The 25,054-nt window shown below is 71.6% G+C and carries 23 protein-coding genes and 2 pseudogenes; 15 read left to right on the top strand and 10 right to left on the bottom strand.

All coding sequences use genetic code 11. The annotated features are described in order from the left end of the window. Positions 1-5: 5 nt before the first annotated feature. Entirely contained in the window at positions 6-2,231 is a 2,226-nt protein-coding gene (locus tag ABD346_RS17250; RefSeq protein ID WP_344375740.1) for a molybdopterin oxidoreductase family protein, read from the bottom strand. A gap of 78 nt (positions 2,232-2,309) precedes the next feature. After that, positions 2,310-2,930: a TetR/AcrR family transcriptional regulator gene (locus ABD346_RS17245; RefSeq protein WP_344375739.1), complete on the bottom strand. Its 621-nt coding sequence runs from the start codon at positions 2,928-2,930 to the stop codon at positions 2,310-2,312. A gap of 102 nt (positions 2,931-3,032) precedes the next feature. On the opposite strand from ABD346_RS17245, the gene hmgA reads away from it, so the two are divergent. The 3 genes from hmgA to ABD346_RS17230 are packed head-to-tail and all read left to right on the top strand — an operon-like array spanning position 3,033 to position 6,351. Next, a complete protein-coding gene (hmgA, locus tag ABD346_RS17240) occupies positions 3,033-4,358 on the top strand; it encodes a homogentisate 1,2-dioxygenase (protein ID WP_344375738.1) in 1,326 nt (441 codons plus the stop codon). Between the two features lie 23 nt (positions 4,359-4,381). Beyond that, positions 4,382-5,131, top strand: coding sequence for a GntR family transcriptional regulator (locus tag ABD346_RS17235; RefSeq protein ID WP_344375737.1), 750 nt, complete (start codon positions 4,382-4,384; stop codon positions 5,129-5,131). 14 nt (positions 5,132-5,145) lie between these two features. Further along, on the top strand, positions 5,146-6,351 hold the full coding sequence (locus ABD346_RS17230) for a type ISP restriction/modification enzyme (protein ID WP_344375736.1): 1,206 nt from the start codon (positions 5,146-5,148) through the stop codon (positions 6,349-6,351). A gap of 7 nt (positions 6,352-6,358) precedes the next feature. Here ABD346_RS17230 and ABD346_RS17225 read toward each other — a convergent pair whose 3' ends face one another. Together ABD346_RS17225 and ABD346_RS17220 are read right to left on the bottom strand one after the other, a co-directional pair. Then, positions 6,359-6,892: a GNAT family N-acetyltransferase gene (locus tag ABD346_RS17225; RefSeq protein ID WP_344375735.1), complete on the bottom strand. Its 534-nt coding sequence runs from the start codon at positions 6,890-6,892 to the stop codon at positions 6,359-6,361. 46 nt (positions 6,893-6,938) lie between these two features. Further along, on the bottom strand, positions 6,939-7,646 hold the full coding sequence (locus ABD346_RS17220; RefSeq protein WP_344375734.1) for a TetR/AcrR family transcriptional regulator: 708 nt from the start codon (positions 7,644-7,646) through the stop codon (positions 6,939-6,941). 64 nt (positions 7,647-7,710) lie between these two features. Here ABD346_RS17220 and ABD346_RS17215 point away from each other — a divergent pair, with 64 nt between their 5' ends. Genes ABD346_RS17215 through ABD346_RS17205 form a run of 3 tightly spaced genes read left to right on the top strand, consistent with a single transcriptional unit; the run spans position 7,711 to position 10,697 of the window. Next, positions 7,711-8,673 (top strand): ATP-binding cassette domain-containing protein, encoded by a 963-nt coding sequence (locus tag ABD346_RS17215; protein WP_344375733.1) that lies wholly within the window; start codon positions 7,711-7,713, stop codon positions 8,671-8,673. Continuing rightward, complete coding sequence (locus ABD346_RS17210; protein WP_344375732.1) at positions 8,670-9,452, top strand: ABC transporter permease; 783 nt, start codon at positions 8,670-8,672, stop codon at positions 9,450-9,452. Before ABD346_RS17215 ends, ABD346_RS17210 begins: the two co-directional genes overlap by 4 nt. 48 nt (positions 9,453-9,500) lie before the next feature. Next, positions 9,501-10,697 carry a CaiB/BaiF CoA transferase family protein gene (locus tag ABD346_RS17205; RefSeq protein ID WP_344375731.1) on the top strand — a complete coding sequence of 399 codons (1,197 nt, stop codon included), beginning with the start codon at positions 9,501-9,503 and terminating at the stop codon, positions 10,695-10,697. 29 nt (positions 10,698-10,726) lie between these two features. Here the strand turns inward: ABD346_RS17205 and ABD346_RS17200 are convergent, their stop codons facing one another. Then, complete coding sequence (locus ABD346_RS17200) at positions 10,727-10,990, bottom strand: hypothetical protein (protein WP_344375730.1); 264 nt, start codon at positions 10,988-10,990, stop codon at positions 10,727-10,729. A gap of 276 nt (positions 10,991-11,266) precedes the next feature. Between ABD346_RS17200 and ABD346_RS17195 the strand changes: the two genes are divergently transcribed. Continuing rightward, a complete protein-coding gene (locus tag ABD346_RS17195) occupies positions 11,267-12,898 on the top strand; it encodes a serine/threonine-protein kinase (protein ID WP_344375729.1) in 1,632 nt (543 codons plus the stop codon). 9 nt (positions 12,899-12,907) lie between these two features. Here ABD346_RS17195 and ABD346_RS17190 read toward each other — a convergent pair whose 3' ends face one another. Continuing rightward, positions 12,908-13,717 (bottom strand): SGNH/GDSL hydrolase family protein, encoded by an 810-nt coding sequence (locus ABD346_RS17190; RefSeq protein ID WP_344375728.1) that lies wholly within the window; start codon positions 13,715-13,717, stop codon positions 12,908-12,910. 297 nt (positions 13,718-14,014) lie between these two features. Between ABD346_RS17190 and ABD346_RS17185 the strand changes: the two genes are divergently transcribed. From ABD346_RS17185 to ABD346_RS17165, 5 genes and pseudogenes are all read left to right on the top strand, one after another. Then, positions 14,015-14,404 carry a hypothetical protein gene (locus ABD346_RS17185; protein WP_344375727.1) on the top strand — a complete coding sequence of 130 codons (390 nt, stop codon included), beginning with the start codon at positions 14,015-14,017 and terminating at the stop codon, positions 14,402-14,404. 329 nt (positions 14,405-14,733) lie between these two features. Further along, complete coding sequence (locus tag ABD346_RS17180) at positions 14,734-15,597, top strand: glycosyltransferase family 2 protein (RefSeq protein ID WP_344375726.1); 864 nt, start codon at positions 14,734-14,736, stop codon at positions 15,595-15,597. Beyond that, the gene (locus tag ABD346_RS17175; RefSeq protein WP_344375725.1) at positions 15,594-16,619 is read left to right on the top strand and encodes a glycosyltransferase family 2 protein; all 1,026 of its coding nucleotides are present in this window, start codon (positions 15,594-15,596) and stop codon (positions 16,617-16,619) included. Before ABD346_RS17180 ends, ABD346_RS17175 begins: the two co-directional genes overlap by 4 nt. Then, positions 16,616-17,425, top strand: coding sequence for a polysaccharide deacetylase family protein (locus ABD346_RS17170; RefSeq protein ID WP_344375724.1), 810 nt, complete (start codon positions 16,616-16,618; stop codon positions 17,423-17,425). The genes ABD346_RS17175 and ABD346_RS17170 overlap by 4 nt, the downstream gene beginning before the upstream one ends. A 134-nt stretch (positions 17,426-17,559) precedes the next feature. Next, a pseudogene (locus ABD346_RS17165) lies at positions 17,560-18,762 on the top strand (lipopolysaccharide biosynthesis protein); the annotation flags it as partial. On the opposite strand, the gene ABD346_RS17160 reads toward ABD346_RS17165, so the two are convergent. Then, positions 18,762-20,150: a xylan 1,4-beta-xylosidase gene (locus ABD346_RS17160; RefSeq protein ID WP_344375723.1), complete on the bottom strand. Its 1,389-nt coding sequence runs from the start codon at positions 20,148-20,150 to the stop codon at positions 18,762-18,764. The pseudogene ABD346_RS17165 and the gene ABD346_RS17160 overlap by 1 nt on opposite strands. Before the next feature lie 128 nt (positions 20,151-20,278). On the opposite strand from ABD346_RS17160, the gene ABD346_RS17155 reads away from it, so the two are divergent. Then, positions 20,279-21,373, top strand: a complete 1,095-nt coding sequence (locus ABD346_RS17155) for a DUF5925 domain-containing protein (protein ID WP_344375722.1) — start codon at positions 20,279-20,281, stop codon at positions 21,371-21,373. 173 nt (positions 21,374-21,546) lie between these two features. Here the strand turns inward: ABD346_RS17155 and ABD346_RS17150 are convergent, their stop codons facing one another. Beyond that, positions 21,547-21,921: a GntR family transcriptional regulator gene (locus tag ABD346_RS17150; RefSeq protein WP_344375721.1), complete on the bottom strand. Its 375-nt coding sequence runs from the start codon at positions 21,919-21,921 to the stop codon at positions 21,547-21,549. Between the two features lie 139 nt (positions 21,922-22,060). On the opposite strand from ABD346_RS17150, the gene ABD346_RS17145 reads away from it, so the two are divergent. After that, positions 22,061-22,561, top strand: a complete 501-nt coding sequence (locus tag ABD346_RS17145) for a ribonuclease FAU-1 family protein (RefSeq protein ID WP_344375720.1) — start codon at positions 22,061-22,063, stop codon at positions 22,559-22,561. Between the two features lie 112 nt (positions 22,562-22,673). Here ABD346_RS17145 and ABD346_RS17140 read toward each other — a convergent pair. After that, positions 22,674-23,255 (bottom strand): annotated as a pseudogene (locus tag ABD346_RS17140) (class I SAM-dependent methyltransferase); the annotation flags it as partial. Positions 23,256-23,296: 41 nt separating this feature from the next. Beyond that, entirely contained in the window at positions 23,297-23,773 is a 477-nt protein-coding gene (locus tag ABD346_RS17135) for a GNAT family N-acetyltransferase (RefSeq protein ID WP_344375719.1), read from the bottom strand. A 203-nt stretch (positions 23,774-23,976) separates the two neighbouring features. Here ABD346_RS17135 and ABD346_RS17130 point away from each other — a divergent pair, with 203 nt between their 5' ends. Beyond that, positions 23,977-25,005, top strand: coding sequence for a lytic polysaccharide monooxygenase auxiliary activity family 9 protein (locus ABD346_RS17130; protein ID WP_344375718.1), 1,029 nt, complete (start codon positions 23,977-23,979; stop codon positions 25,003-25,005). Positions 25,006-25,054 lie beyond the last annotated feature (49 nt).

Genomic DNA, 25,054 nt, shown 5'->3' with positions numbered 1-25,054 from the left:
CCAGGTCACGATAGGGGTACGAGTTCGACGGGGAAGCCGTTGAGCACGGAGGTCCCCGACAGCGGGTCGAACCGGGAGCCGTCGAGAAGCTGGTTGACGTTGACGCCGGGGCGGTCGGCGGCGACCGCGAGCCGGCTGCCGGGCCTGCTGTGTCCCCACCCGTGCGGCAGGCTGACCACGCCGATACGGACGCTGTCGGTGATCTCCACAGGGGCCGCGACCTCTCCCCCGTCCGCCGTGATCCGTACGTCGGTGCCGTCGGCGAGGCCGAGCCGGGCCGCGTCCTCGGGGTGGATCTGGAGGGTGCAGCGGTTGGAACCGCCGTTCAGGGCGGGGATGTTGTGCAGCCAGCTGTTGTTGGAGCGCAGATGGCGCCGGCCGACGAGGACCAGGGAGGCGGGCCGCTCGCCCAGGGCGGTGCGCAGCCGGGGCAGGTCGGCGGCGATCGGTGCGGGCAGCAGCTCGATGCGCCCGCTGCGGGTCCTGAGCACCTGCGGCAGGCGCGGCCGGAGCGGCCCGAGGTCGATGCCGTGGGGGTGGGCGAGCACGCGGTCGAGGGTGAGTCCGTCCGGGTCGGCGCCGAAGCCGTCGCCGTACGGGCCGAGCCGGAGCATGAGGTCGAGGCGCCGCTCGGGGCCGTTGGCGCCGGTGAGCCGAGTCGCGAGTTCGTTGGCGTCCTGGCCGTGTACGGGCGAGTGCGGGTCGGCGACGGCCTTGGCCAGCGCGCTGTCGATGACCATCGCGTCCACGGCGGCGGGCTCCGCGCCGTGCATCCCGCTCGCGGCGAGCACGAGCCGGGCGTGGATCTCGCACTCGTCCATGCGGCCTTCGGCGAGCGGCACGGCGGGCCGGGTGTAGCGGACCTGGTTGCGGACGGCGAAGCCGTTGAAGGCGAAGTCGAAGTGGGCGCTCTGGGAGGGCGGCGGCGGGGGCAGCACGACATCGGCGTGCAGCGAGGTCTCGTTGAGGTACGGGTCGATGCTGACCATGAAGTCGAGCCCGGCAAGGGCCCGGTCGAGCCGGTCCCCGTCGGGTGCGGAGAGGACCGGGTTGGCGGCGGAGGCGATGACCGCGCGGATCTGTCCTTCGCCCGGCGTCTCGATCTCCTCGGCGAGGGCGGCGAGCGGCAGTTCGGACTTCACCTCGGGGTGCCCGCCGACCCGGCTGTGCCAGCGCCCGAGCGCGAAGCCCTTGCCGGGGCCCGCCGGGCGGGGCGTCCGGTCGGTTGCGGAGAGCGGGAAGAGCGCGCCGCCCGGCCGGTCGAGGTTGCCGGTGAGCACGTTGAGTACGTCGACGAGCCAGCTGGCCAGGGTGCCGTGCTCGACGGTGCAGCTGCCGATCCGGCCGTATACGGCGGCGGTGGGCGCTGCGGCGAGTTCGCGGGCGATGGCCCGGATGTCGTCGGGGTCGACATCGCATACCGGTCCGACCGCCTCGGGCGTGAACTCCCTTGTGGCGTCGGCCACTTCACCGATTCCCTCGATGTGCTGCCCGGCCTCGCCCGGTGCGGTGAGCTTCTCCTCGAAGAGCACCTGGGCGATCGAGGCGAGCAGCAGGGCGTCGGTGCCGGGCCGGATCGCGACGTGCCGGTCGGCGAGCTTCGCGGTGCGGGTGCGGCGCGGGTCGACGACGGTGAGGGTGCCGCCGCGCCTGCGCATCGCCTTCAGCTTGCCGGGGAAGTCGGGGGCGGTGCACAGGCTGCCGTTCGACTCCAGAGGGTTGGCGCCGAGCAGCAGCAGATGGCCGGTGCGGTCGAGGTCGGGCACGGGGATGGCGAACGGGTCGCCGAACAGGAGCCCGCTGGAGACGTGCTTGGGCATCTGGTCGAGCGTGCTCGCGGTGAAGAGGTTGCGGGTGCGCAGCGCGCCGAGCAGGACCGGCGGATAGAGCGCGCCGGCCATGGTGTGCACGTTGGGGTTGCCGAGGACGACGCCGACCGCGTTCGTCCCGTACTGCTCGACTATGGGGCGCAGGCGGGCTGCGATCAGGTCGAAGGCCTCGTCCCAACTGGCCTCTTCCAGTACGCCGTCGCGGCGCACGAGGGGGCCGGTGAGCCGGTCGGGGTCGGCGTCGATCTCCCCGAAGGACGCGCCCTTGGGGCAGATGAACCCCTGGCTGAACACGTCGTCCGCGTCCCCGCGGGCGCCGGTGACCCGGGTGCCGTCGACGGTGAGGCTCAGCCCGCAGGTGGCTTCGCAGAGCGGGCAGATACGCAGGGCGGTGCGGGACATTCGTCCTCCCGGGGCGACGGCGCGCGAGCCCTTCGAGCATACCGACCGGTAGGCATGTGGGGGAGGGTCCGGCTCTGATCAATCCAGGGTGCGGGCGAGGTAGGCGTGAAGGAGCTGCCGTGTCTCCGCGACGATGCCCGGGTCTCCCTGAGGGTCCGTGCGGAAGGCGAGGCGCAGCGTGGCGTCGGCGGCCTCCACTGCGACCAGGATGATCCGGCGCAGATCCGCGTCCAGGGTGCGGCCGAACTGGGACGGCAGCAGCTCGGCGAGGCGGTCGGCGAGGATGTGGTTGGCGTCGGAGTCCGGGTCGGGCACCGGCTGGGGGCCGCCGAAGTCGACCAGGTTGAATCCGGGCACCGTCTGTTTCAGGACGAGGTACTCGTCCAGGACCGCGTCGACGGCGCCCCGCCAGTCGGCCGCCTCGATGTTCTCCAGGCGCGCGTTGATCATGCCCGCGTAGCGGTCGAGGTTGCGCGCGGCGAGCGCCTCGGCCATGGCCCGCTTGTTGCCGAAGAAGCGGTAGACGGACCCGATGGGCACGCCCGCCCGCTGGGCGACGGCCCTGGTGGACAGGTCTTCGTAGCCGGTTTCGTCGAGGAGTTCGGCGCAGGCGTCGAGTATCCGGGACAGCCGCTCGGCGCTGCGCTGCTGCACGGGTGCCCGGCGGAGGTTGGCGTGGAGGTCAGGAGCAGGAGACACGCGCCCATCATCCCCCGCCCGGCCGGTTTTCCCGTTGACGCGACCGCATCGTAATCCTACGGTTGAGCATAGGATTCCGGCACGGGAGCAGGAGAGCGGACGATGACGACCACCACCGGCGAACAGGCGAGGAAGATCGCGGAGGGCCTCGGCTACTCCCACGGCTTCGGCAATGAGCACAGCTCGGAGGCCGTCCCCGGCGCCCTTCCGCACGGCCGCAACGCACCCCAGCGCGCCCCGCTCGGCCTGTACGCGGAGCAGCTGAGCGGATCCGCCTTCACCGAGCCGCGCGCGGACAACCGCCGCTCCTGGCTGTACCGGATCCGGCCATCGGCCGCGCACCCGCCGTTCGCCCGCACCGGCAACGGACACCTCCGCTCGGCCCCCTTCACCGAGTCCGTGCCCGACCCGAACCGGCTGCGCTGGAACCCGCTGCCCGAGCCCCCGGCGGGCACCGACTGGCTGGCGGGCCTGTGGACGCTCGGCGGCAACGGCGACGCGGCCCAGCGCACCGGCATGGCCGTGCACCTCTATCACGCCAACTCCTCCATGGATTCAAGGGTGTTCAGCGATGCCGACGGAGAGCTCCTGATCGTCCCCGAGCACGGCGGCCTGCTTCTGCGCACCGAGCTCGGCCTGCTCGCCGCCCGCCCCGGCGAGGTCGCCCTGATCCCGCGCGGTGTCCGCTTCCGCGTCGAGCTCCTCGACGAGAGTGCCCGCGGGTACGTGTGCGAGAACTACGGCCGCCCCTTCGAGCTGCCCGAACTCGGCCCGATCGGCGCCAACGGCCTCGCCAACGCCCGGGACTTCCGGGCCCCGGTAGCGGCGTACGAGGACGTCGAGGGGCCGGTGGAAGTGGTGAACAAGTTCTGCGGCAACCTCTGGACCGCGACCTACGACCACTCCCCGCTCGACGTCGTCGCCTGGCACGGCACGCACACGCCGTACGTCTACGACCTGCACACCTTCAATGTCATCGGCACCATCAGCTACGACCACCCCGACCCGTCGATCTTCACGGTGCTCACCTCGCCGTCCGACACCCCGGGCCTGGCCGGTGTCGACTTCGTGGTGTTCGCGCCGCGCTGGCTGGTCGGCGAGGACACCTTCCGCCCGCCGTACTTCCACCGCAATGTGATGAGCGAGTACATGGGCCTCATCGAGGGCGCCTACGACGCCAAGGCCGAAGGCTTCGTGCCCGGCGGCGGCTCGCTGCACAACATGATGTCGGCGCACGGTCCGGACCGGGAGACCTTCGACCGGGCGAGCGCCGCCGAGCTGAAGCCGCAGAAGATCGACGACGGCCTGGCCTTCATGTTCGAGACGCGCTGGCCGGTGACCGCCACCGAGCAGGCGGCGACCGCCGGCCACCTCCAGCGGGGCTACGACGACGTGTGGCAGGGTCTCCAGCGCCACTTCCGCTCCTGAGCACCGCCTGATACGGAATCCCTGTGACCTCCTCCTTCGCACCCGACTCCCTGGTCCTGAACCGGAAGCTGCCGCTCTGGTACCAGGTCTCCCAGTCGCTGCGCGCCTCGATACTGGGCCGCTCCCCCGACGCCTCGCTGCGCCTGCCCACCGAGGAGCAGCTCGCGGCGCACTACGGGGTGAGCGTGCTGACGATGCGTCAGGCACTCAAGGAGCTGGAGGAGGAGGGCCTGATCAGCAGGCACCGGCGGCGCGGCACGTTCATCGAGCCGGCCGCCCGGCGGGCGTCCCCGGTCCGGCTGCTCGGCTCGATCGACGCGATCGTGGCCCAGCAGTCGGGCGAGCGCACCACGATCCTGGGCCACGGCCCGGAGCCCGTCCCCGGCGACGTCGCCGAGTACTTTCCGGGCTGCCCCGAGGTCGTCGCGTACCGGCGGCTGCGGTGCGACGAGAGCGGCGAGCCGACCAACTGGGCCCACAACGCGGTGCGTCCGGAGGTGGCCGCCGCGATCGACCTCGCGGACCTCACGCGCTGGCCGATGACCAAGGTGCTGCGGGACGCGGTCGGGGTGGACATCGCCCGCATCACGGACACGGTGGAGGCCCGCCTCGCCGACCCGGTGACCGCCGAGCTGCTCCAGGTCCCGCTGCTCTCGCCGATCCTGCACTACACGGGCGTGGCGTACGACGGAAAGGGCCGGGTCGTCGATGTGGCCCGGATCCACTACCGCGGCGACCGCTTCTCGTTCTCGGTGACGGTCGAGGCGCGCTGAGGGCACCCCCTAGCATGCTGGCTGTGAGCGATGACGTGCCTCTCCTCGACGACCTGATGCCCTGGTCGGTGGCGCCGCCGCGGCTGGGGCGCGACTGGGTGGTCGCGCCCGACGAGCGCACCCTGAGGTCCCGCTGGGACCTGCTCGTCCGGTCCGAAGGGGCCGAGCGGGAACGTCTTTTCGGCCCGACCCGGTCCCGTACGCTCCGCTCCATGGTCGCCGCCCTGCCCGGCCGGACCTCCGGCACCGGCCCGCTGGCGCAGGAGCAGGGCCCGTGCCCGGACCCGGTCCGCATCCGGTACGGGCCCTTCGACGAGCAGTGGCTGATACCGGACCAGCGCCTGATCGACGCCGCCCGGCCCGAGCTGTGGCGGGTGGCGGACGAGCACCAGCTCTTCGTGGTGGAGCAGGCGTACGCGCCGAAGGACGCCGGGCCCGCACTGACCGTTTCCGCCGTGCTGCCCGACGGCCGCTCCCCCGCCGGGCGTCCGGGCCGCATCCGCCCGCTGCATCGCCGCCCGGGCGGCCTCGAACCGAACCTCGCGCCGGGCCTGCTTCCCTTCCTCGCGCAGGCGTACGGATGCGAGGTCGCTCCGCACGACGTGCCGGCCTGGGCCGTGGCGGCCGGCCGTCCGGGCTCCGCGGGGTGTGCGGTGGCACTGCCGCGGGATCCCCGACTCTGGTCCACCGGCGTCGAGTTGGGGCATCGCATGACCGCCCTGATGGTGCGCGGGGCGCGCGGCGGCGAGAAGCCGCGGCTGCCCGGCGGCCGGCGGCCCTATGTGCGGGCGGCGCTCCCGGCCCGCCCGCGGGAACTGCGTTACGACGCCGGGGAGGAGACCCTGCACGTGGGTGACGGCGGCCGGATCTCGCCGGTGCCGCGCGAGGCGTGGGAGTTCGAAGCCGGCGGGGTGCGGATCCTCGATCTGTGGTTCCGGCAGCGCACGGAGCCCGCGGAGCCGGGCACGCTCACCGCGGTCGGCCCGGCCGACTGGCCCCAGGAGCGGACCTCGGACCTGCTCGAACTGATCACCGTGCTCACCCTGCTCGGCGAACTACGTTCACAGCAGGCCTCGTTGACGGACGCGATCACCGATCCGGTGACGTGCGGCGAGCTCCGCGCTGCCGGGGTACTGCCCGTACCGGACGGGGCGCGGCACCCCGCGTCCGTACTCGATCACCACGAGGAGGGACCCGGGGGCCAGTTCGCACTGATCTGAACAGCGCTCAGGCCTGATACTCCGTCAGATCGATGGAGTGGATGTTGAGCGCGTGCCCGAACGCGGGGTGCACCGTCTCGCGCTCCAGCTTCATGCCGAGCTTGCGCATCACGTTCTCGGAGGCCTCGTTGCCCACCCGGGAGATGCTGATGACCCGGTCGAGCCCGCGGTCCTGGAGCGCGAACTCCAGCGAGGCGTGGGCCGCTTCGGACGCGTACCCCTGACCCCAGAACGGCCGGCCGAGCCGCCAGCCGATCTCCACCTCGTGCGCCGCCTCGGGCAGGAAGTACGGCACGGACAGGCCGGTGAAGCCGATCAGCTCGCCGGAGCCGAGGAGCTCGACGGCGAAGAGCCCGAAGCCCTCGTCGTCCCACTCGCCCTCCCAGCGCTCGATGTTCTCGGCGGTCGTCTCCAGATCGCGGACCGAGCCGTCGCCGATCCAGCGCATGACTTCCGGGTCGGCGTTGATCTCCGCCATGGGGACGAGGTCGTCGTCGGTCCAGCGGCGCAGGAGGAGGCGGGGAGTGCGGATCTCGGTCATGTTCCCATCCTGCACGGACCGGGGCCCAGCCGGAAATCCGCCCCCGCTACTTGTCGAACCCGTCGAGTGTCCTGGTCAGCGCCCGCTCGAAGACCGCGTCGAGGTCGATGGGCCCCGAGTCCTCCGCGAAGGCCGCGGCGAGGCGCGGGTAGCGGCCCGTGGAGACCTGGCTCAGGAGGTAGCCGATCCGCACCCCGTGCTCCTGCTCCGCCGACCAGGGCAGCGACCGGGTGCGCTCGGCGGTGGCGATCTCATTGGCGACGTAGGTGGTGACGACGCCGTTCACCGAGGCGACCAGCTCCATCTTCGTGCCGTACCTGGCATCGAGCGGATCCAGGCAGGCCATGCAGTGCTCCAGGTAGCGCAGCGCGTTCGGGCTGAAGCCGTACACCGGGGACATGAGGCCCGGCACCCAGGGGTGGCGGTGCATCAGCGCCCGGGTCTGGTGGGCCAGGCCGAGCATGTCGGCCCGCCAGTCGCCGGTCGGCCCGCTCAGCTCGTACTCGGCGCTGACCGCGTCCACCATCAGCTCGTACAGGTCCTCCTTGCGCGGCACGTAGTTGTACAGCGACATCGTTCCGCAGCCGAGCCCGGCCGCGACATGGCGCATGGAGACCGCGTCGATGCCGTCCGCGTCCGCGATCCGCACGGCGGCGGCCGCGATGTCGGCACGGCTGAATGCGGGCCTGGGGCCCCGTCCGGCGCGCTCGGGGCGCGCCCAGATCACTTCTGGTTCAGCAGGTCGCCCTGCCATGGATCATCACCTCGCCCCCCATCCTAGTTACGTACACCGTACGTAGTGCGCTATGGTGTGCCGCATGACAACTACGTACGCTGTACTTAGTGAAGGTCTGGAGAAGCGCTTCGGCGAGGTCCACGCGCTGCGCGGACTCGATCTGGCGGTCGCCGAAGGCACGGTCTGCGGGGTGCTCGGCCCCAACGGCGCGGGCAAGACGACGGCCGTACGCCTGCTGACCACACTGCTCGCGCCGGACGCGGGCTCCGCCCGGGTGGCCGGGTACGACGTCGTGCGCCAGCAGGACGCGGTGCGCCGGCAGATCGGCGTCACCGGCCAGTCGACCTCGGTGGACGTCGAGCTCACCGGGCGGCAGAACCTCCAGCTGTTCGCCAAACTGCACGGCATGCGCGGCGCGGCCGGGCGTGAGCGCGCGGCCGAACTCCTCGACCAGTTCGGCCTGTTGGACGCGGCCGACCGCGCGGCCGGCACGTACTCCGGCGGCATGCGGCGCCGCCTCGACCTCGCCGCGAGCCTGCTCACCCGCCCCCGGGTGCTCTTCCTCGACGAGCCCACGACCGGGCTCGACCCGGCCAGCCGCAACCGGATCTGGGCCGCCGTGCGCGCCCTGGCGGCCGAGGGCACGACCGTGCTGCTCACCACCCAGTACCTGGAGGAGGCCGATCAGCTCGCCGACGACATCGTCCTGATCGACCAGGGCCGCTCCGCCGTCACCGGCAGCCCCGCCGAGCTCAAGGCCAGGATCGGCTCGTACGCGCAGGTGGTCGTCACCAGCGAGGCAGAAATGCCCCGAGCGGCGGCCGTTCTGGACCAGTTGACCGGCTCCGAGCCCCAGCTCGACGCCGTCGAACGAACGGTGGGCGCGGTCTCCATGGACGCGACGCTCACCCTGCCCCGCATCGTGCGCGCGCTGGACGCGGCCGGGGTCCCGGTCCTCGACGCGAGCCTGCGCCCGCCCACCCTCGACGAGGTGTTCCTGCGCCTCACCGACACCGCCGACTCCCGCAAGGAGCTTGTGACATGAGTTCGCTCGCGTACGACAGCACGGCCATGCTCGGCCGGCAGCTCCAGCGCATCAAGCACGCGCCCGGCGTGCTGATCCTGACCCAGACCATGCCGATCACGATGCTGCTGTTCTTCGGCTACGTCTTCGGCAGCGCGCTCGCCATGCCGGGCGAGCAGTACCGGGCCTATCTGGTGCCCGGCCTGCTGGTGGCCACCGCCGCGGGCGGCCTGATGACCGGGATGTTCCAGGCCGCGCAGGACTCGCACCGCGGTGTGATGGACCGGCTGCGCACCCTGCCGATGAGCCGGGCCGCGGTGCCGGTCGGCCAGAGCGCGGCCGATCTGCTGACCACCGCGCTCGGCATGATTCCGCTGATGCTCGTGGGGCTCGCGGTGGGCTGGCGGGTCGAGAACGGGCCGCTGGGCGCGCTCGGCGCCTTCGGGCTCCTGATGCTGCTCCGCCTGGCGACCACCTGGATGGGCTCGTTCCTCGGGCTCCTGACACAGAGCGAGGAGGCCGCCGGGCAGCTCGGCTCGGCTACGTTCATCCTGCCGCTGCTCTCCAACGCGTACATCCCCACCGACAAGCTCCCCGGCTGGCTGCGCACGATCGCCGAGTGGAACCCGATCAGCGCCGTCGCCTCGGCCGTCCGCGACCTCTGCGGCAACGCGGCGCCCGCCGCGGACGCCGCCTGGCCGGTCGCCCACCCGGTAGCCGGCTCGCTCGCCTGGTGCGCTTTCCTGCTGCTGGTCTTCGTGCCGCTCGCGGTACGCCGCTACGCGCATTCGGGCCGCTGAGCAGGGCCAAGGGGTGACAAGGGCGGTCCGTACGCGATAGGTACGGCTATGAGCACTCAGCCGCTGCCCCTTGAAGGCATCACCGTCGTCGCCGTCGAACAGGCCGTCTCGGCGCCGTTCGCGACCCGCCAGCTCGCCGATCTGGGCGCCCGCGTCATCAAGGTCGAGCGCACCGACGGCGGCGACTTCGCCCGCGCCTACGACACCGCGGCCCGCGGCCTCGCCTCGCACTTCGTGTGGTGCAACCGGGGCAAGGAGTCGGTGGCCCTCGACCTGAAGGACCCGCGCGGCCTGGACGTGCTGAAGCGGCTGATCGCGGGCGCCGACGTGTTCGTGCAGAACCTCGCGCACGGCGCGGCCGCCCGGCTCGGCCTGGACGCGGCCACCCTGTGCGCGGCGCACCCGCGGCTCGTCGCCGTGGACATATCGGGCTACGGCTCCGGGGGCCCGTACGCGCACAAGCGGGCCTACGACATGCTGGTGCAGTGCGAGGCGGGTCTGGTGTCGGTCACCGGGACCCCCGAGCAGCCCGTCAAGGCCGGGATCCCGGCCGCCGACATCGCGGCCGCCATGTACGCCTTCTCGGGCGTCCTGGCGGCCCTGGTGCGTCGCGGCACGACCGGACGCGGCGGGCCGGTGGAGATCTCGATGCTGGAGGCGCTCGCCGAGTGGCTCGGGCATCCGCTGCACCATGTGATGCACGGGGGCACCGAACCGGCGCGCACCGGCGTCGCGCACGCCGTGATCGCGCCGTACGACGCCTATCCCACGGCCGACGGCGGGCAGGTACTGCTCTCGGTCCAGAACGACCGGGAATGGCGGCGTCTTGCCCAACTCGTCCTGGAACGGCCGGAGTTGGCGGACGATCCGGCCTTCGCGACCAATGCGGCGAGGGTCACGCACCGGACGAGGACCGACGAGGTGGTGGCGCAGGCGCTGGCCGGGCTCACGGCGGCCGAAGCGGTCGGCCGACTGGAGTCTGCGGGGATCGCCTGCGCCCGGCTCAACACCGTCGAGGACGTGGCCGCGCATCCGCAGCTGGCGGCACGGGGCCGCTGGCGGGAGGTGGAGTCACCGGTGGGGCCGCTGCGGGCGCTGCTGCCGCCCATCCATCTGGGCGGCAGCCAGGAGGCGCGTATGGGTGCGGTGCCCGCACTCGGCGAGCACACCCGCGCTGCACTGCGGGCCCTGGGAATGACGGACGAGCAGGTGGCAGAGCTGCGCCGGGACGGCGTGATCGCCTGAACGCGGGGCGCCGGGAGTCGGGGGTGGTTTCAGCCGCGGCTGCCGAAGAGCGAGCGGCGCAGCCGCCGCAGCGGCGCGAAGAGCGAGACGCGAGCGCTCTTGCTCTTGCGGGTGTGCGCAACATCACGCGAGGTCAGCTCGCGCATCAGCAGCGTCGCCTCGGCCGCCTCGCGCTGCGGGACGGCAGGGCCGCCGAGCACCGAGAGGTGGCGGTCGAGCCGCGAGCTGGTCGCACTGCTCCCGCAGGTGATGGCAGGCACTCGCGCCCTGCTGCGCACTGTTATCTGTTCCATGTCACTCCCCACCCGTACGAGGGCACCCGGCCCCGGGCAGGTTAACCCTATCGCCCCCGCATCACACTCGTGTATCCCGGTGGCAGGATTCACCTTGAGGGGCCGCAGGTTGACAACTACGCTCCGAATACCGCTGATTCCAGGGCGAGTTGGACACCTCCCTGACTGCTCATCACGCAGAGTCGCGACCTGTGTTCGTACGGGGTACGGATTGCCGTTCAAGGGGGCGGCACCGGCCCGCCCCTGAGCTAACTTGGAAGGGTTTCTCCGCCGCGGATGGGGGGCTCGCCAGTGAGCGAAGTGCCGGGCAGTGAGCAGCGATTGATCGCGGGGCGCTACCGGCTTCTCTCACCCCTGGGCCGGGGCGGCATGGGCGTCGTGTGGCGTGCGCGGGACGAGGTCCTGGGCCGCGAGGTCGCCGTCAAGGAGGTCCTGGCCCCGGCATCGCTCGACTCCCCCGAGGTGCGGCGGCTCTACGCCCGCCTGGAGCGGGAGGCCTGGGCGGCGGCCCGGATCTCGCACCGCAATGTGGTGACCGTGTACGACGTGGCCACCGAGGACGGGCGGCCCTGGATCGTCATGGAGCTGGTGCGCGGCCTCGCGCTGTCCGACGTCCTGGACGCGGAGGGCCCGCTGGGTCCGCAGCGCACCGCGCGCATCGGCGCCGAGGTGGTCGCGGCGCTGCGGGCGGCGCACGAGGCGGGGGTGCTGCACCGCGATGTGAAGCCGGCGAACGTGCTGCTCGCCAACGACGGCCGGGTGGTCCTGACCGACTTCGGCATCGCGACGGTGGCGGGGACACAGACGCTCACCATGACCGGCGAGGTCGTCGGCTCGCCCGAATTCCTGGCACCCGAGCGGGCATTGGGGCGCACGCCGGGGCCGGCCTGCGACCTGTGGTCCCTCGGCGTGCTCCTGTACGCGGCCGTCGAAGGCAACTCGCCGTTCCGGCAGGACACCCCGCTGTCCACGCTGCGGGCGGTGGTCGACGACGCGCTGCCGCCGCCGCGCCGGGCCGGTCCGCTGGCGCCGGTGATCGAGGGGCTGCTGCGCAAGGACCCGGCCGAGCGCTGGGCGGGCGCGGAGGCCGAACACCAGTTGCGGGTGGTGGCGGCGGGCGGCTCGGTGCGGGCTCCGACGGGAGGGTCCGAGGCGACGACGGTGGTGGCCGGAGCTCCGGGCGCGCCGCCGACGCCCGTGATGCCGCTCCCCGCGGCCGCTCCCGGCGGCACGACGCCGGCGCAGCACACCGAGCCCTCGCGGCACACGGGGGCGGTGCTGCTCGCCGGGATCCTGGTGCTGCTGCTCGCGCTCGGCGGGCTCGTGTACGCGCTGGTGAAGGACAACGGGCAGTCGGGGCCCGGGGGTTCGCCGGGCAGCGCCTCGCCGGCGCCCTCGGTGTCGCACTCCTCGCAGGTGCCGGGCACGTCCGGCGCCACGAGCGGCAAGAACAGCCCGTCCTCGTCGCCGAGCAGCACGAGCCCCTCCCCCTCGGCCTCCTCGTCGCCACCCGCCCAGTCGGTGGAGGTCAACCTCCAGGTGGTGCGCGGGAGTTACGAGGGAGCGTGTCCGGCGCCGAACGGTCAGGCGCCCTCGATGGTCGCCGTCTTCACCGTGGGGCGTACGCCGGTGGATGTGGAGTACCGCTGGGTCACGAAGGACGGCCAGTCCTCGGACCCGGGGTGGAAGACGCTCTCGTTCGCCTCGGGCGGGCCGCGCACCCGGCAGGTGGTGCACACCGAGACGCCGGAGCACAGCGGCTCCAACGAACTCCATGTCGAGGTGCGCCGGCCGGTGAAAGCCTCGTCCGACTCCGGGGCGTACAAGGTCACTTGCAAGGAGGAGACCCCGACGGGCGGGGCCTCCTCCTCGTACTCGCCGCCGGTCTCGGCTCCGCCCGGCGGATGAACGAAAGGATCAGGCCGCGTTGGTGAAGGTCGGCAGGTAGCCGCCCGACTGGCCGGCCGCGGTGGGGTGGTACGACTCGCCGATGTTGGTCCAGACGACGCTGTTCAGCCACGGGCTGCCCGAGCAGATCTCGTGTCCGGTGAAGGCCGGCACGACGTCCGCGAAGCTGAAGCCGTGGTCGGCGGCGCGCTTGGCGGTCACCGAGTTGAGCTCGTCGGCGGCGCCGTTGATCGCGGAGCGGGATCTGTCACTGAGCCCCGAGACGCAGTTGCCGCCGATCTTGTAGAAGTGCGGGTAGCCGATGACGACGACGTGGGCGTTGGGCGCCTTGGAGCTGATCGCCGAGTACACCGAGTCGAGCAGACCGGGCAGCGTCGAGTCGGCGTAGGCGCGGGCCGATGCCACCTTGCTGAGGCAGGTGGACTCCGAGTACAGGACGCAGTTGGTCATGACGTCCGAGAAGCCGGCGTCGTTGCCTCCGATGGTGATCGAGACGAGGTCGGTGGTGGAGCTGAGCGGGCCGAGCTGACTCGCCGTCACGTCACCCGTACGGGCTCCGGAGCACGCGGTGAAGTCGAACGAGGCGGGGGAATGGGCCGCCGCCCACAGGGCCGGGTAGGCCTTCGTGGAGCGCTTGCAGCTGCCGCTCGAACTGTCGTAACTCCCGGCTCCGACACCGGAGGAGTACGAGTCGCCGAGGGCCACGTAGTGGGATCCGGCCGCCTGGGTTGCCGCTGCGGCCACGCCGGCCCCGGTGAGGGAAAGCGCGACAGCCAGCACGAGCGCCCATGCATATGCCGCGATTCGGGACAGTTTCATGGAACCTCCTTGTAGCGGGTTTTCCGCCACGGCAGTGGTACCAGCCCCCACAGAGCACGGGAAGTGTCCATGCCAAGAACAACCGACGGACATCTGCGGCTATCTGCCGATCCGTCAGCAACTCGCGAGTAATCCTTCACCGGAGCACCACACTCCGCTGACTGACCGTCAAGTCCCGTTCACCACACCCGAATCGTCGTCTTGACGGGACTGTCCGGACTGCGTCACATTGAAGCCTCGCATCCGGCGCATCGGGGGGAACCGTCGCCAATGCAGACCATCAGTGACAGATCGGCAGTGGGCGCGTCCATCGCCGCCGACCTGCCGCCCGTCCTCGCGGGAGCGGCACTCGCCGTCTCGGCCGTGGGTGCCGTCCTGGCCTTCGCCGGCCTGGACTCTCCGCTGCGCGCTCCGCTCGCGCTCTTCTACCTGGTGGCCGCACCCGCGGAAGCGGCCGTATTCGCCTTGCGCCGACTGGAACCGCTCGCCCGCACGGTGGCGTCGTTATCAGGAGCAGTACTCATCGATGTGCTGACCGCCGAAAGCATGGCAGGTCTGCACCTTTGGTCGACCCGGAACGGCATCGCAGCCGTGGGCGTGATCAGCCTTCTCCTCTTCCTGCTGGGGGCGGGGGTGAATCGCTCCGAATGTGACCGTGAAAGTCCGGTCAAAAACACAGAAACGTGAGGCCTCGGCCGAGGTCTTGCCATACAGTCCCCATCATCAATACCGTCTTACATCCACCCGCAACGGACCATCATGCACAACGACGCCAGGGGAGGGCTCAAGCGTCGCGATGGATTCCGGGGCGGGGCGCGGTAGGGGGGTGCCGTGCTCGGTCTTCGCCATGCGTGGGCCGGAACACGGGCCGCGCGGCCAGCAAAGCCAGCTCACCCAATCAGCGCGGTGTGCCATGCCGTCATGACCGGGGTGAGAACCCCCCTTTCGTAACCGGAAACTCATCCGGACTGCCCGGGGGCGGGCGGTCCACCGGACGAGAGGGACAGAGACTCATCATGACTCCTTCCGTGCGCCCGGCCGTTCCGGGCCAAGATCAATTAATTGCGGAATCGCCGAACGGTCACTCGGATTCCGTGACCGCCGGTCGAATATCCGCTGCGTATCGACCGGTTTCGGCGAATCTCGCCATTGCACCTCCGGTGAGCGTCGTGATCCCGGCCATGAATGAGGCCGAGAATCTTCCGCATGTGTTCAGGACACTTCCGGACTGGATCCACGAAGTCGTCCTGGTCGACGGGAATTCCACCGACAACACCGTGCAGGTGGCCCGCGAACTGTGGCCCGACGTCAAGGTCGTCAAGCAGGTCGGCAAGGGCAAGGGCGACGCCCTGATCAGTGGCTTCGCCGCCTGCACCGGCGACATCATCGTCATGGTCGACGCGGACGGCTCGGCGGACGGCGAGGAGATCGTCAGCTACGTCTCCGCGCTGGTGGGCGGCGCCGACTTCGCCAAGGGGTCCCGCTTCGCCAACGGCGGCGGCACCGACGACATGACCCCGATCCGCAAGCTCGGCAACGCCGTCCTGTGCGGCATCGTGAACCGCAAGTTCGGCGCCCGGTACACCGATCTCTGCTACGGCTACAACGCCTTCTGGAAGCACTGCCTGGACAAGATCGTGCTCGACTGCTCCGGGTTCGAGATCGAGACCCTGATCAACATCCGGATCGTCAAGGCGGGCCTGCGTGTCCAGGAGGTCCCGAGCTACGAGTACAACCGGATCCACGGTGTCTCCAATCTCAGCGCGGTGCGCGACGGCATCCGCGTCCTGAAGGTGATACTCCGGGAGAAGGCCGTGCCCCGGGCACACCGGCGCACGCAGGCCGTCTTCCTGAACACACGACGGGGAGAGGTGTCTTGACGGAGCGTCACTTCTCCGTGGTGATCTGCGTGTACACCGAGGACCGCTGGGAGGACATCCTGGCGGCGGTCTCCTCGGTGCGCACGCAGTCGCTGCCGGCCCTGGAGACGCTGCTCGTGGTGGACCACAACGAGCGGCTCCTGGACCGGCTCGCCAAGGAGTTCGAGGAGTACGCGGCGTCCGGGGAGGTGCGGGTGCTCGCCAACGCGGGCCCCCGCGGCCTCTCGGCCGGCCGCAACACGGCGATCTCGGTGGCCCGCGGCGAGTTCGTGGCCTTCCTCGACGACGACGCGGTGGCCGAGCGCGACTGGCTGCGGCACTTCGCCGAGGGCTACGACGACCCGCGCGTGATGGCGGTCGGCGGCCGCACCATGCCCGCCTGGGCCTCGGGGCGCAGGCCCGCCTGGTTCCCCGAGGAGTTCGACTGGATCGTCGGCTGCACCTACCGGGGGCTGCCGCCCGGCCGCGTCGAGGTCCGCAACGTCCTGGGCGGCAACGCCTCCTTCCGTACGTCGGCCTTCGACGCGGCGGGCGGCTTCGCGACGGGCATCGGCCGCGACGGCGACAAGCGGCCGCTCGGCTGCGAGGAGACCGAGCTGTGCATCCGGCTCAGCAAGGCGCTGCCCGACGCGGTACTGCTCATCGACGACCGCTCGGTGATCCACCACCGGGTGCCCGCGGCCCGCGAACGCTTCGGCTACTTCCGTACGAGGGCGTACGCGGAGGGCCTCTCCAAGGCGCTGGTGGCCCGCAGTGTGGGTTCCGGCAAGGGACTTGAGTCCGAGCGGCGCTACACGACCCGGGTGCTTCCGGCCGGTGTGGTGCGCGGCGTGCGGGACGCGGTCCTCGGCCGGGCCGGCGGCGCCGGGCGCGCGGGCGCGATCGTGACCGGCGTCGCGGTGGCGACCGGGGGCTATCTGCTCGGCACCGTACGGGCGCTCAGGGGTGGGGTCACCTTCGCCGTAGCCCCCATCGAGCGCGTACCGGCGACGGAGCCGGACCAGGAGGGCGAGGCGGCATGACGGCTGCGCGGACGGGGCCCGTGCCCATCCTCATGTACCACTCGGTGGCACACAGCCCCGCGAGGGCGGCGTTCGGCCTGTCCGTCTCGCCGGACGCCTTCGCCGACCAGATGGAGCTGCTCGCCGAGCTCGGGTGCACCCCGGTCACCACGGCCCAGCTGGCGCACGCCTGGCGCACGGCGGGAGCGCTTCCACGCCGCCCCGTCCTGATCACCTTCGACGACGGCTACGAGGGCGTCCACCGCCACGCCCTGCCGGTCCTCGCCAAGCACGGCTTCGCATCCACGCTCTTCGTCTCCACGGGCTGGCTGCGCGGCGCATACGACGACGGAGGCGCCCTCGACACCATGCTGGACTGGGACCAGGTGCGCGAGCTCGCCCGGGGCGGCTGCGAGATCGGCGGGCACAGCCACAGCCATCCGCAGATGGACCAACTCACCGATGAGCGGCTCTGGTTCGAGACGCTGCGGTGCAAGGAGATCCTCACCGACGAGCTCGGCCGGCGCCCCGTCTCGTTCGCCTATCCGTACGGCTACTCCAGCCGGCGGGTGCGGCGCACGGTGCGCTCCGCGGGCTTCGCCCAGGCGCTCGCCGTGGGCAACGCGCTCGCCGAGCGGCGCCAGGGTCCGTACGCCCTGGAGCGGGTGACGGTGCGGCGCACCACCGGTCTCGACGAGTTCGAGCGGCTCGTCGCGGGCACCGGCCGCGACATCGCGCGCACCTTCGCCGGCGACCGCGTCCTGACGAAGGGCTACGCCGTGGTCCGCCGGGCCAGGCGGGCCGGGCGCAGGCTCGGCGGCGGCTGAGAGAACGACCGACCAGGACCAGATCCAGAAGGTGAGCGGTACCCGTGGCCGACGTGAGCACCGCCCAGGACCTCTCTGCTCCGACCCCGGACAAACGCCGGGGCACTCCCCTCTTCCGCAACGCCTACGCCCTGATGCTGAACACGGGCATCAGCGCGGTGCTCGGGCTCGGCTTCTGGCTGATCGCCGCCCGGTACTACACCGACGACGCGGTGGGCCAGGGCTCGGCGGCGATCGCCGCGATGAAGTTCCTCGCCGGGATCACCGCGCTGACCCTGACCGGGGCGCTGGCCCGCTTCATCCCCGTGTCGGGCGCCGCCACCGGCCGCCTGGTGCTGCGCACCTATGCGCTGAGCGCGTGCGTCGTCGGGGTGGCCGCGCTGGTCTTCATGGAGACGCTGGACTTCTGGGGGCCCTCGTACCGGTTCCTGCACGGCCCGTTCAAGGGGCTCGGGTTCATCGCGGCGGTGATCGCCTGGTCGATCCTGACGCTGCAGGACGGGGTCCTCACCGGGCTGCGCAGCGCGTTCTGGGTGCCGGTCGGCAACACCGCGTTCTCTGCGGTCAAGCTGGTGCTCCTGGTGGCGATCGCGGCCTCGCTGCCGACCAGCGGCGTGTTCGTCTCGTGGGTCGCGGCGATCGCGGTGTCCGTGATGCCGCTGGGCTGGCTGGTGTTCCGCCGCCTTGTCCCCCGCCATGTGGAGCTCACCGTGCACACCGCGCGGCCGCCGAGCTACCGGGAGCTGGGCCGCTTCCTGGCCGGCGACTACACGGGCTCGCTGTTCGCGCTCGCCGTGGTCTATCTCGTGCCGGTGATCGTGGCGTCGCAGATCAGCTCGGCCGACAACGCGTACTTCTACATCACCGCGACCATCGGCGGCACCGTCGAGCTGCTCGCCATCAACATGGGCGCCTCGCTGACCGTCGAGGGGGCGCACGATCCCGAGCGGCTCGGCCGCAACGCGCGGGCCGCGCTGCTCCGCATGGTCAAGATCGTGGTGCCGATCTGCGCGTTCCTCTTCGCCTTCGCACCGCACATCCTGCACGTCTTCGGCGAGGGGTACGCCCATCACGCCACGGCGCTGCTGCGCTGGCTGGTGGTCGGGGCACTGCTGCGCGTGGTGATCGAGCTGTACTTCGCGGTGCTGCGCGCGCGGAGCCGTACGGCCGGACTCGCCTGTCTCCAGGGCGCGTTGTGTGTCCTGGTGCTCGGGTCCACGCTGGCGCTGCTGCCTCCGCTGGGCCTGACGGGCGTGGGCATCGCGGAGGTCGCGAGCCTTTCGGTGATCGCGGCGATCGCGGCGGTGAAACTGTTCGGGGTGCTGCGGGCCGAGCCTCAGCGGGTCAGCCAGCGCACCTCGTAGGCGGCCATCGGGAACGACTTGCCGTCCACCTTGGCGTCGATGGACCGGTCGAGGGTGTTGACGACGAGCACGTCCTTGCCGCTGGCGAGCACGCGCACGTTCGGCACGTCGTCCGCGGCGATGCTCACGGTGGTGAAGTCGGTGCCCGGCGGGAAGGCCTTGGCGAACTTGGCGATCAGCGCGTACATGGGCAACTCCTTCCCCCCGTCGTCCTGTTGGGTCGGCGTCCACAGGCAGCCGGGGCACGCCCCGCTCTGCCCCTCGGGGCTCCAGTAGAAGGCGGTGCCGGTGCCGCCGCGCGCCAGGGCCATCAGGCCGGCGGCCTGGGTGGCGACGCGCTGCTGCTCGCTCCAGCCGGACTTGTCGGGCTCGACGTAGTACTCGGCCCACCACACCGGCAGACCGGACTGCTTGCGGACCCACTCGGTGACGGCGGTCAGCTTGTCGGTGGCGCCGAACGCGTTGGGCAGCATCTGGTTGGTGCGGGTGAAACTGGCGCCGTCGACGACGGCGAAGTCGGCGCCCTTCTTGTGCTTGTTCCAGTAGGTGAAGGCATCGAGCACCCGCTGGTCGACCGAGCCCCAGGGGCCCTTGAGACGGGACGCGTACGACTGGTCCTGCGGCCCATAGCTGTCCATGACCAGATAGGGCCCACCGACGAGATTGTCCTTGTCGACCTTCTTCAGCGCGTCGTAGACCTGGTTGTAGAGCTGGGTGTAGGCCTCGTAGTTCCAGCGCTGGGCGGTGTCGTCGTAGAAGCCCTTGAGCTCGTTCCAGACGATGAAGTGCCGTACGTCCGGATAGCGTTGGGCCACTTTCGCGGCCAGCGCGGCGAAGTCCTTGTAGTGCGTGGGCAGCGGCGCCGACTCCAGCGCCTTCACGCTCCAGTCCGTCTTGCTCGCCCCGGCCCGGCCGCCCTTCATCCAGTCGGGCGCGCAGCACAGCGTGATGACGGGGGTGGCCCCGGTGGAGCGGATGTACTTGACCCTTCGGTCGAGATCCGAGAAGTCGTACGTGCCCGGCGACGGCTCGGGGTTGCCCGCGCCCCAGCCCATGATCGCCTGGTTCTGCGGCAGGCCCTGCGCCGAGAGCAGGTCACGGGCGCGCCGCACGGCGTCGTCGTCACCGGTGTCGGCGCTGTACTGGGTGTGCGTGAAGCCCCAGCCGAGCGCGGGGTCGGTGTTGCTCGCGCCGGTCCGGCCGGGTCCGGACTCGCCCGCGTTTCTGCTCGTACAGCCGCCCGTCGTCAGGATGAGGGCGAGCGCGGCCAGGAGTGCGGCGACCAGCACCGCCGGGGTCCTGGGCCGGGTCGCCCTGTCGGGCCTGCGGCTGCGGACGGTGGTTCCACGATGACGTTCCATCACGGGGCAGCGTATCGGCGGTAGATGGCATTCCGGCCAGTTTTTACCTGAACAGGGACAGAACGTCCCTCGACCCTCAACGGGACAAAACAGGTGCACGCGCGGGCCTGTTGCCGGATCATGGGGGCATGTCCCCTGCCCCAGAAGCCGCACTGCCGATCCGGCTGACCGTGGACGACAGCGATTCGCCCTCCGATGTGGTCGACGCGCTCTTCCTCGGCCGCTTCGCCACGGGCGAGCAGCCGTTCTCGCACAGCTCGTCCATCGACCGGGTCAAGAAGGGCTTCAGCCTGCTGCCACCCGGCGCGAAGGTGCTGCGCGCCGCCCGCGACGACGACCGCAGCGCCACGCTCGCCGAGGGCGAGGGCTGGACGCTGCTCGTCTCGCGCTGGAACCGGGGCGCGGATGTGACCGTGACCGCGACCACCGAGGAGCTCGCCGCCCAGGTCCTGAAACAAGCCACCGAGGGCGCCGAGGACGAGCCGGAGCCGCAGCCCGAGAACGTCACGATGGGCTTCTGGTACGTGTCCCCGCGGCGCGGCCCGCACCGCACGACCCGGCAGATCGCGGCCGGCACCTGGGACGAGGTGCGGCCCAACTACACGGCGCCGGTGGCCGACGCGATGGACCGCCTGATGAAGGTGACCCCGAACGACATCGCGGGCCGCCTCCTCCTGCTCCACGGGCCGCCGGGCACCGGCAAGACCTCGGCGCTGCGCACCCTGGCCCGGTCCTGGCGCGACTGGTGCCAGGTGGACTGCGTGCTCGACCCGGAGCGGCTCTTCAACGACGTCGGCTATCTGATGGACATCGCGATCGGCGAGGACGACGGCAGCGCGAAGGGCCGCTGGCGCCTCCTCCTCCTGGAGGACTGCGACGAGCTGATCCGCGGCGAGGCCAAGCACACGGCGGGCCAGGCCCTCTCGCGGCTGCTCAACCTGACCGACGGCCTGCTCGGCCAGGGCCGCAACGTCCTGGTGGGCGTCACCACCAACGAGGACCTGGAGCGCCTGCACCCCGCGGTGGTACGCCCCGGCCGCTGCCTCGCCCGCATCGAGGTCGGCCCACTGACCCGGACGGAGGCGGTCGGCTGGCTGGGCACGGAAGAGGGCATCGCCCGCGACGGCACCACCCTGGCCGAGCTGTACGCCCTGCGCCGTGGAACGACCCCGGCATCGGTGCCGGACCAGCGGGCGGGGGCGGACGCGGGGTTGTACTTGTAGCCCCTTGTGCCTGTGCCCTTGGCCCCCGTACCTTTGCAGCCCCCTGCACCCCGGAAGGAGCGCGGGGAACTGCGCGACCAGCCACCCACGACCCGCACCCGACGGGCACTCTCACCGCCGGAGGCTTTCGGGAAGGGGTGGGGTGGGACGGGGAACAGGCCCGCCGCAGGCGCCTACTTCCCGTACGCCGCCCTCAACGCGTCCTCGACGGCGGCGCGCGCGGCCTCCCGGCCGAGCCCGAGCCGCAGCACCTCCCCCGCATACGCTGCCGCGGCCACCGCCGCGAGCCGCTCGGACGCGTCCCCCGCCGCCGCGACGAACGTCCCGTTCCGCCCCCGGGTCTCGACGACCCCGTCCGCCTCAAGGGCGCGGTACGCCTTGGCCACCGTGTTCGCGGCGAGCCCGAGTTCCTCCGCGAGGCCACGGACCGTGGGCAGCTTGTAGCCCACCGGCAGCTTCCCGGACCGGGCCCGGTCGGCGATCTGGGCGCGCAGTTGCTCGTACGGCGCGGTGGCCACGCCCTGGTCAATCACGATCTTGAGGGTCACAGCCCCGATTCTCCCCCGCGGCCGCGCTCGGCGAAACGGGCAGCGCCCCGGGCGGGGCGAAAATGGGAGGCACCCGGACTGCGCCCCCGCGTACCGTGCGAATCCTTCCGCTACCAGATATGTGCCACGGAGGTACGTCATGTCCGCGAGTTCAGCCGAGGCCGGCACCCGTATCGAGGTCGTCCTGGTCAAGGCCGGTCGCACGAAGCTGCGTTACCCGGCGTCGGTGGTGTCCGACGACGGCACCCGGCTGACCGTGCACGCCCCCTGGGCGGTGGAGGGCACCCGCGACTTCGGCTTCGTACGGTTCGAGCCGGGCGATGTGTTCACCGAGCACTACTGGCGCGACCGCTGGTACGCCGTGAAGGAGGTCCGCGACACCGACTCGGCGCTCAAGGGCTGGTACTGCGACATCACCCGCCCGGCGGTGGTCCAGGGCGGCGAGCTGATCGCGGAGGACCTGGACCTCGACCTCTGGGTCTCGGCCGACGGCGCGACCGTACTGCGCCTGGACGAGGACGAGTTCGCCGAGAGCGGCCTGACCGAACGCGACCCCGAGGCCGCGGCCCGCGCCGTGGCCGCCCTGGACGAGCTCGAACTCCTGGCGAAGCTGGGGCAGTTCACGGCGTTGATCGACTGAGACCTGTCCCGGGTAGGGGGACGCCCCCCTGCGGACCCGGCGTTTTCGCGCGTCGGCGGCGCGCCGCAGCCCGCACTCTCCGCGCCTCGGCCGGCCCCGCTCAGGCCGCGGCAGGCGCCGCCGCCGAGGCGACCACCGCATACCGTTCGTCGTCCACCTCGCGTCCCCACAACCGCGCGTCCCCCGACAGCCGCTCATAGCGCGCCTCGGCCTTCAACTCGCCGAGGGCGCCGAGGAGTTGCCCGGCCGGTATGCCGGTGTCGCCCCACACCCCCTCGACCAGGATCAGCCGGCCGCCCGGCCGCAGCAGCGACCACCAGTGCCGCAGCGCCGCCTCGTGGTCGGGCAGCGCCCAGACCACATGGCGGGCCAGGATCACGTCGAAGGTGCGGCCTTCGACGGGCGGCCGCGCCGCGTCCCCGGTCAGCACCTCGGCGCCGGTGCCGGCCAGCTTGGCGCGGGCCCGCTCGGCCATCCGGGGCGACAGGTCGACGGCCGTGATCCGGTGGCCCCGCCCCGCGGCGAGCAGCGACAGGCTCCCGGTGCCGCACCCGAGGTCGAGGAGCTCGCCCGCGCGGTCCGGCAGCCACCCCGCGAGGCGCTCGTCCCACGCGGCCCGCACCTCGGGGTCCAGCAGCCCGTGATCGGGCTCCTCGTCGAACGTGTCCGCCTCTTCGTCCCAGTCGATGTCCATGCCCCGATCGTGCCAGGCAGCACTGACAATCGGACCGGCGATCAGCCCCGGCCCGCCTCGCCACCGGTTCGCGGGCCCAGCACCTTGCGGTAGTGGAGGCGGTCGTAGGGGCCGTCCACACGCCGCTCGACGAGTTCGTACCCGTACCGCGGATAGATCTTCTGGTTCTCCCACATCATCGCGTTGGTGTAGAGCCGGACCTCGGGCAGGCCGAGCGCCCGCGCGTGCTCGTCCACGAAGTGCAGCAACCGGCGCCCGAGGCCGGTGCCCTTGACGTCGGGATGTACGGAGATCGAGTCGAGGAAGAGGTGGTCCGGCTCGGGGACGAGGACCAGGACCCCGACGACCGGGTCACCGGTGACGAAGACCCGCCCCGCCGCGACGTTCGCCGCGTCGTCGGCCTCCATCGGGACGGGGACGACACCGATCCGTTCGATGTAGGGGTGATAGGCGGCATCGGTGACCTCCTTCACGCGGGGCACGTCGTCGGGGGTCGCAAGCCGGATCTCACCGTTCATGGGCCCACGGTACGTCGTCGGCGGGCCCGTTCTTAATCACCTCTCAGGGGCTCCTTAAAGCGACCATAAGGATCGCCATCACCCGCTCCCAGCAGGGGATTTCACGGTTTTCCGGGGCTAGCGTGCTGATCGCCGGACGGGACATCCGGCAGTCGAAGACCCCCACGCCCCATGCCCGTGCACCATCGAAGGAGTACGCCACGATGACCTTCCCCAAGCTCTCCACCGCGTTCGAGCAGCGGGGACCCCGTCGGCGCAGGGCCGCCGTCGGCGCCGCGCTCGGGTTCACGCCGCTCGCCCTGACGGGGCTCGCGGCCGGGCCCGCCGCGGCCCACGGTTCCATGACGGACCCGGTCAGCCGGGTCTCGGCCTGTTACGCGGAGGGTCCGGAGAGCCCCAAGTCGGCGGCGTGCAAGGCCGCCGTCGCGGTCAGCGGAGCGCAGGCCTTCTACGACTGGAACGCGGTGAACATGGCCAACGCCGCGGGCAGGTCGAAGCAGATCATCCCGGACGGCAGGCTGTGCAGCGGCGGCAACGACAAGTACAAGGGCCTCGACCTGCCGCGCGGCGACTGGCCGGCCACCAAGCTGTCGGCGGGCAGCCACACCTTCCACTACAAGGGAACGGCCCCGCACAAGGGCTCGTTCGAGCTGTACATCACCAAGGACGGCTACGACCCCTCGAAGCCCCTGAAGTGGTCGGACCTGGAGGCGACGCCGTTCGCCAAGGTCACCGACCCGCCGATGCAGGGCGGCGACTACGTCTTCGACGGGAAGATCCCTGCCAGGTCGGGACGCCATCTGATCTATTCGATCTGGCAGCGCTCGGACAGTCCCGAAGCCTTCTACACCTGCTCCGACGTGGTGTTCGGCAAGGACAGCGGTACGGCGGGCGCCCCCGCTCCGGCAGCCTCCGCGCCCACCGACAAGGAGATCGCGGACGGCGCGTCCAAGTCGACGGTCCAGCACCACCACGGCGGTGCCGCCACGGGTACGCAGCCGAGCACCGCCCCTGCGGCAGAGGCCGGCACCACCGGCACCCGGCCGCAGGCGGACGGGGTGGCGGCCACTCCGGTCGTCGCGGCCGACACGCGGAATCTGGCCGAAACCGGGGGTGACAGCAGCACCCCGTACCTCGCCATAGGGGGTGCGGGCGCGATCGCCGTAGGCGCCGCGGCGCTCTTCGCGACGCTGCGCCGCAAGGCCGCGGCGGCGGGCCGCCACAGCCGCTGACCCGCACGCACACGCCGCCCCTCCCGGGTGCCGGGAGGGGCGGCCCCGT

The sequence above is a fragment of the Streptomyces mauvecolor genome (genome assembly GCF_039532965.1).
GTDB lineage: Bacteria > Actinomycetota > Actinomycetes > Streptomycetales > Streptomycetaceae > Streptomyces > Streptomyces violascens.
This window is presented reverse-complemented; position numbering and strand designations above follow the sequence as displayed.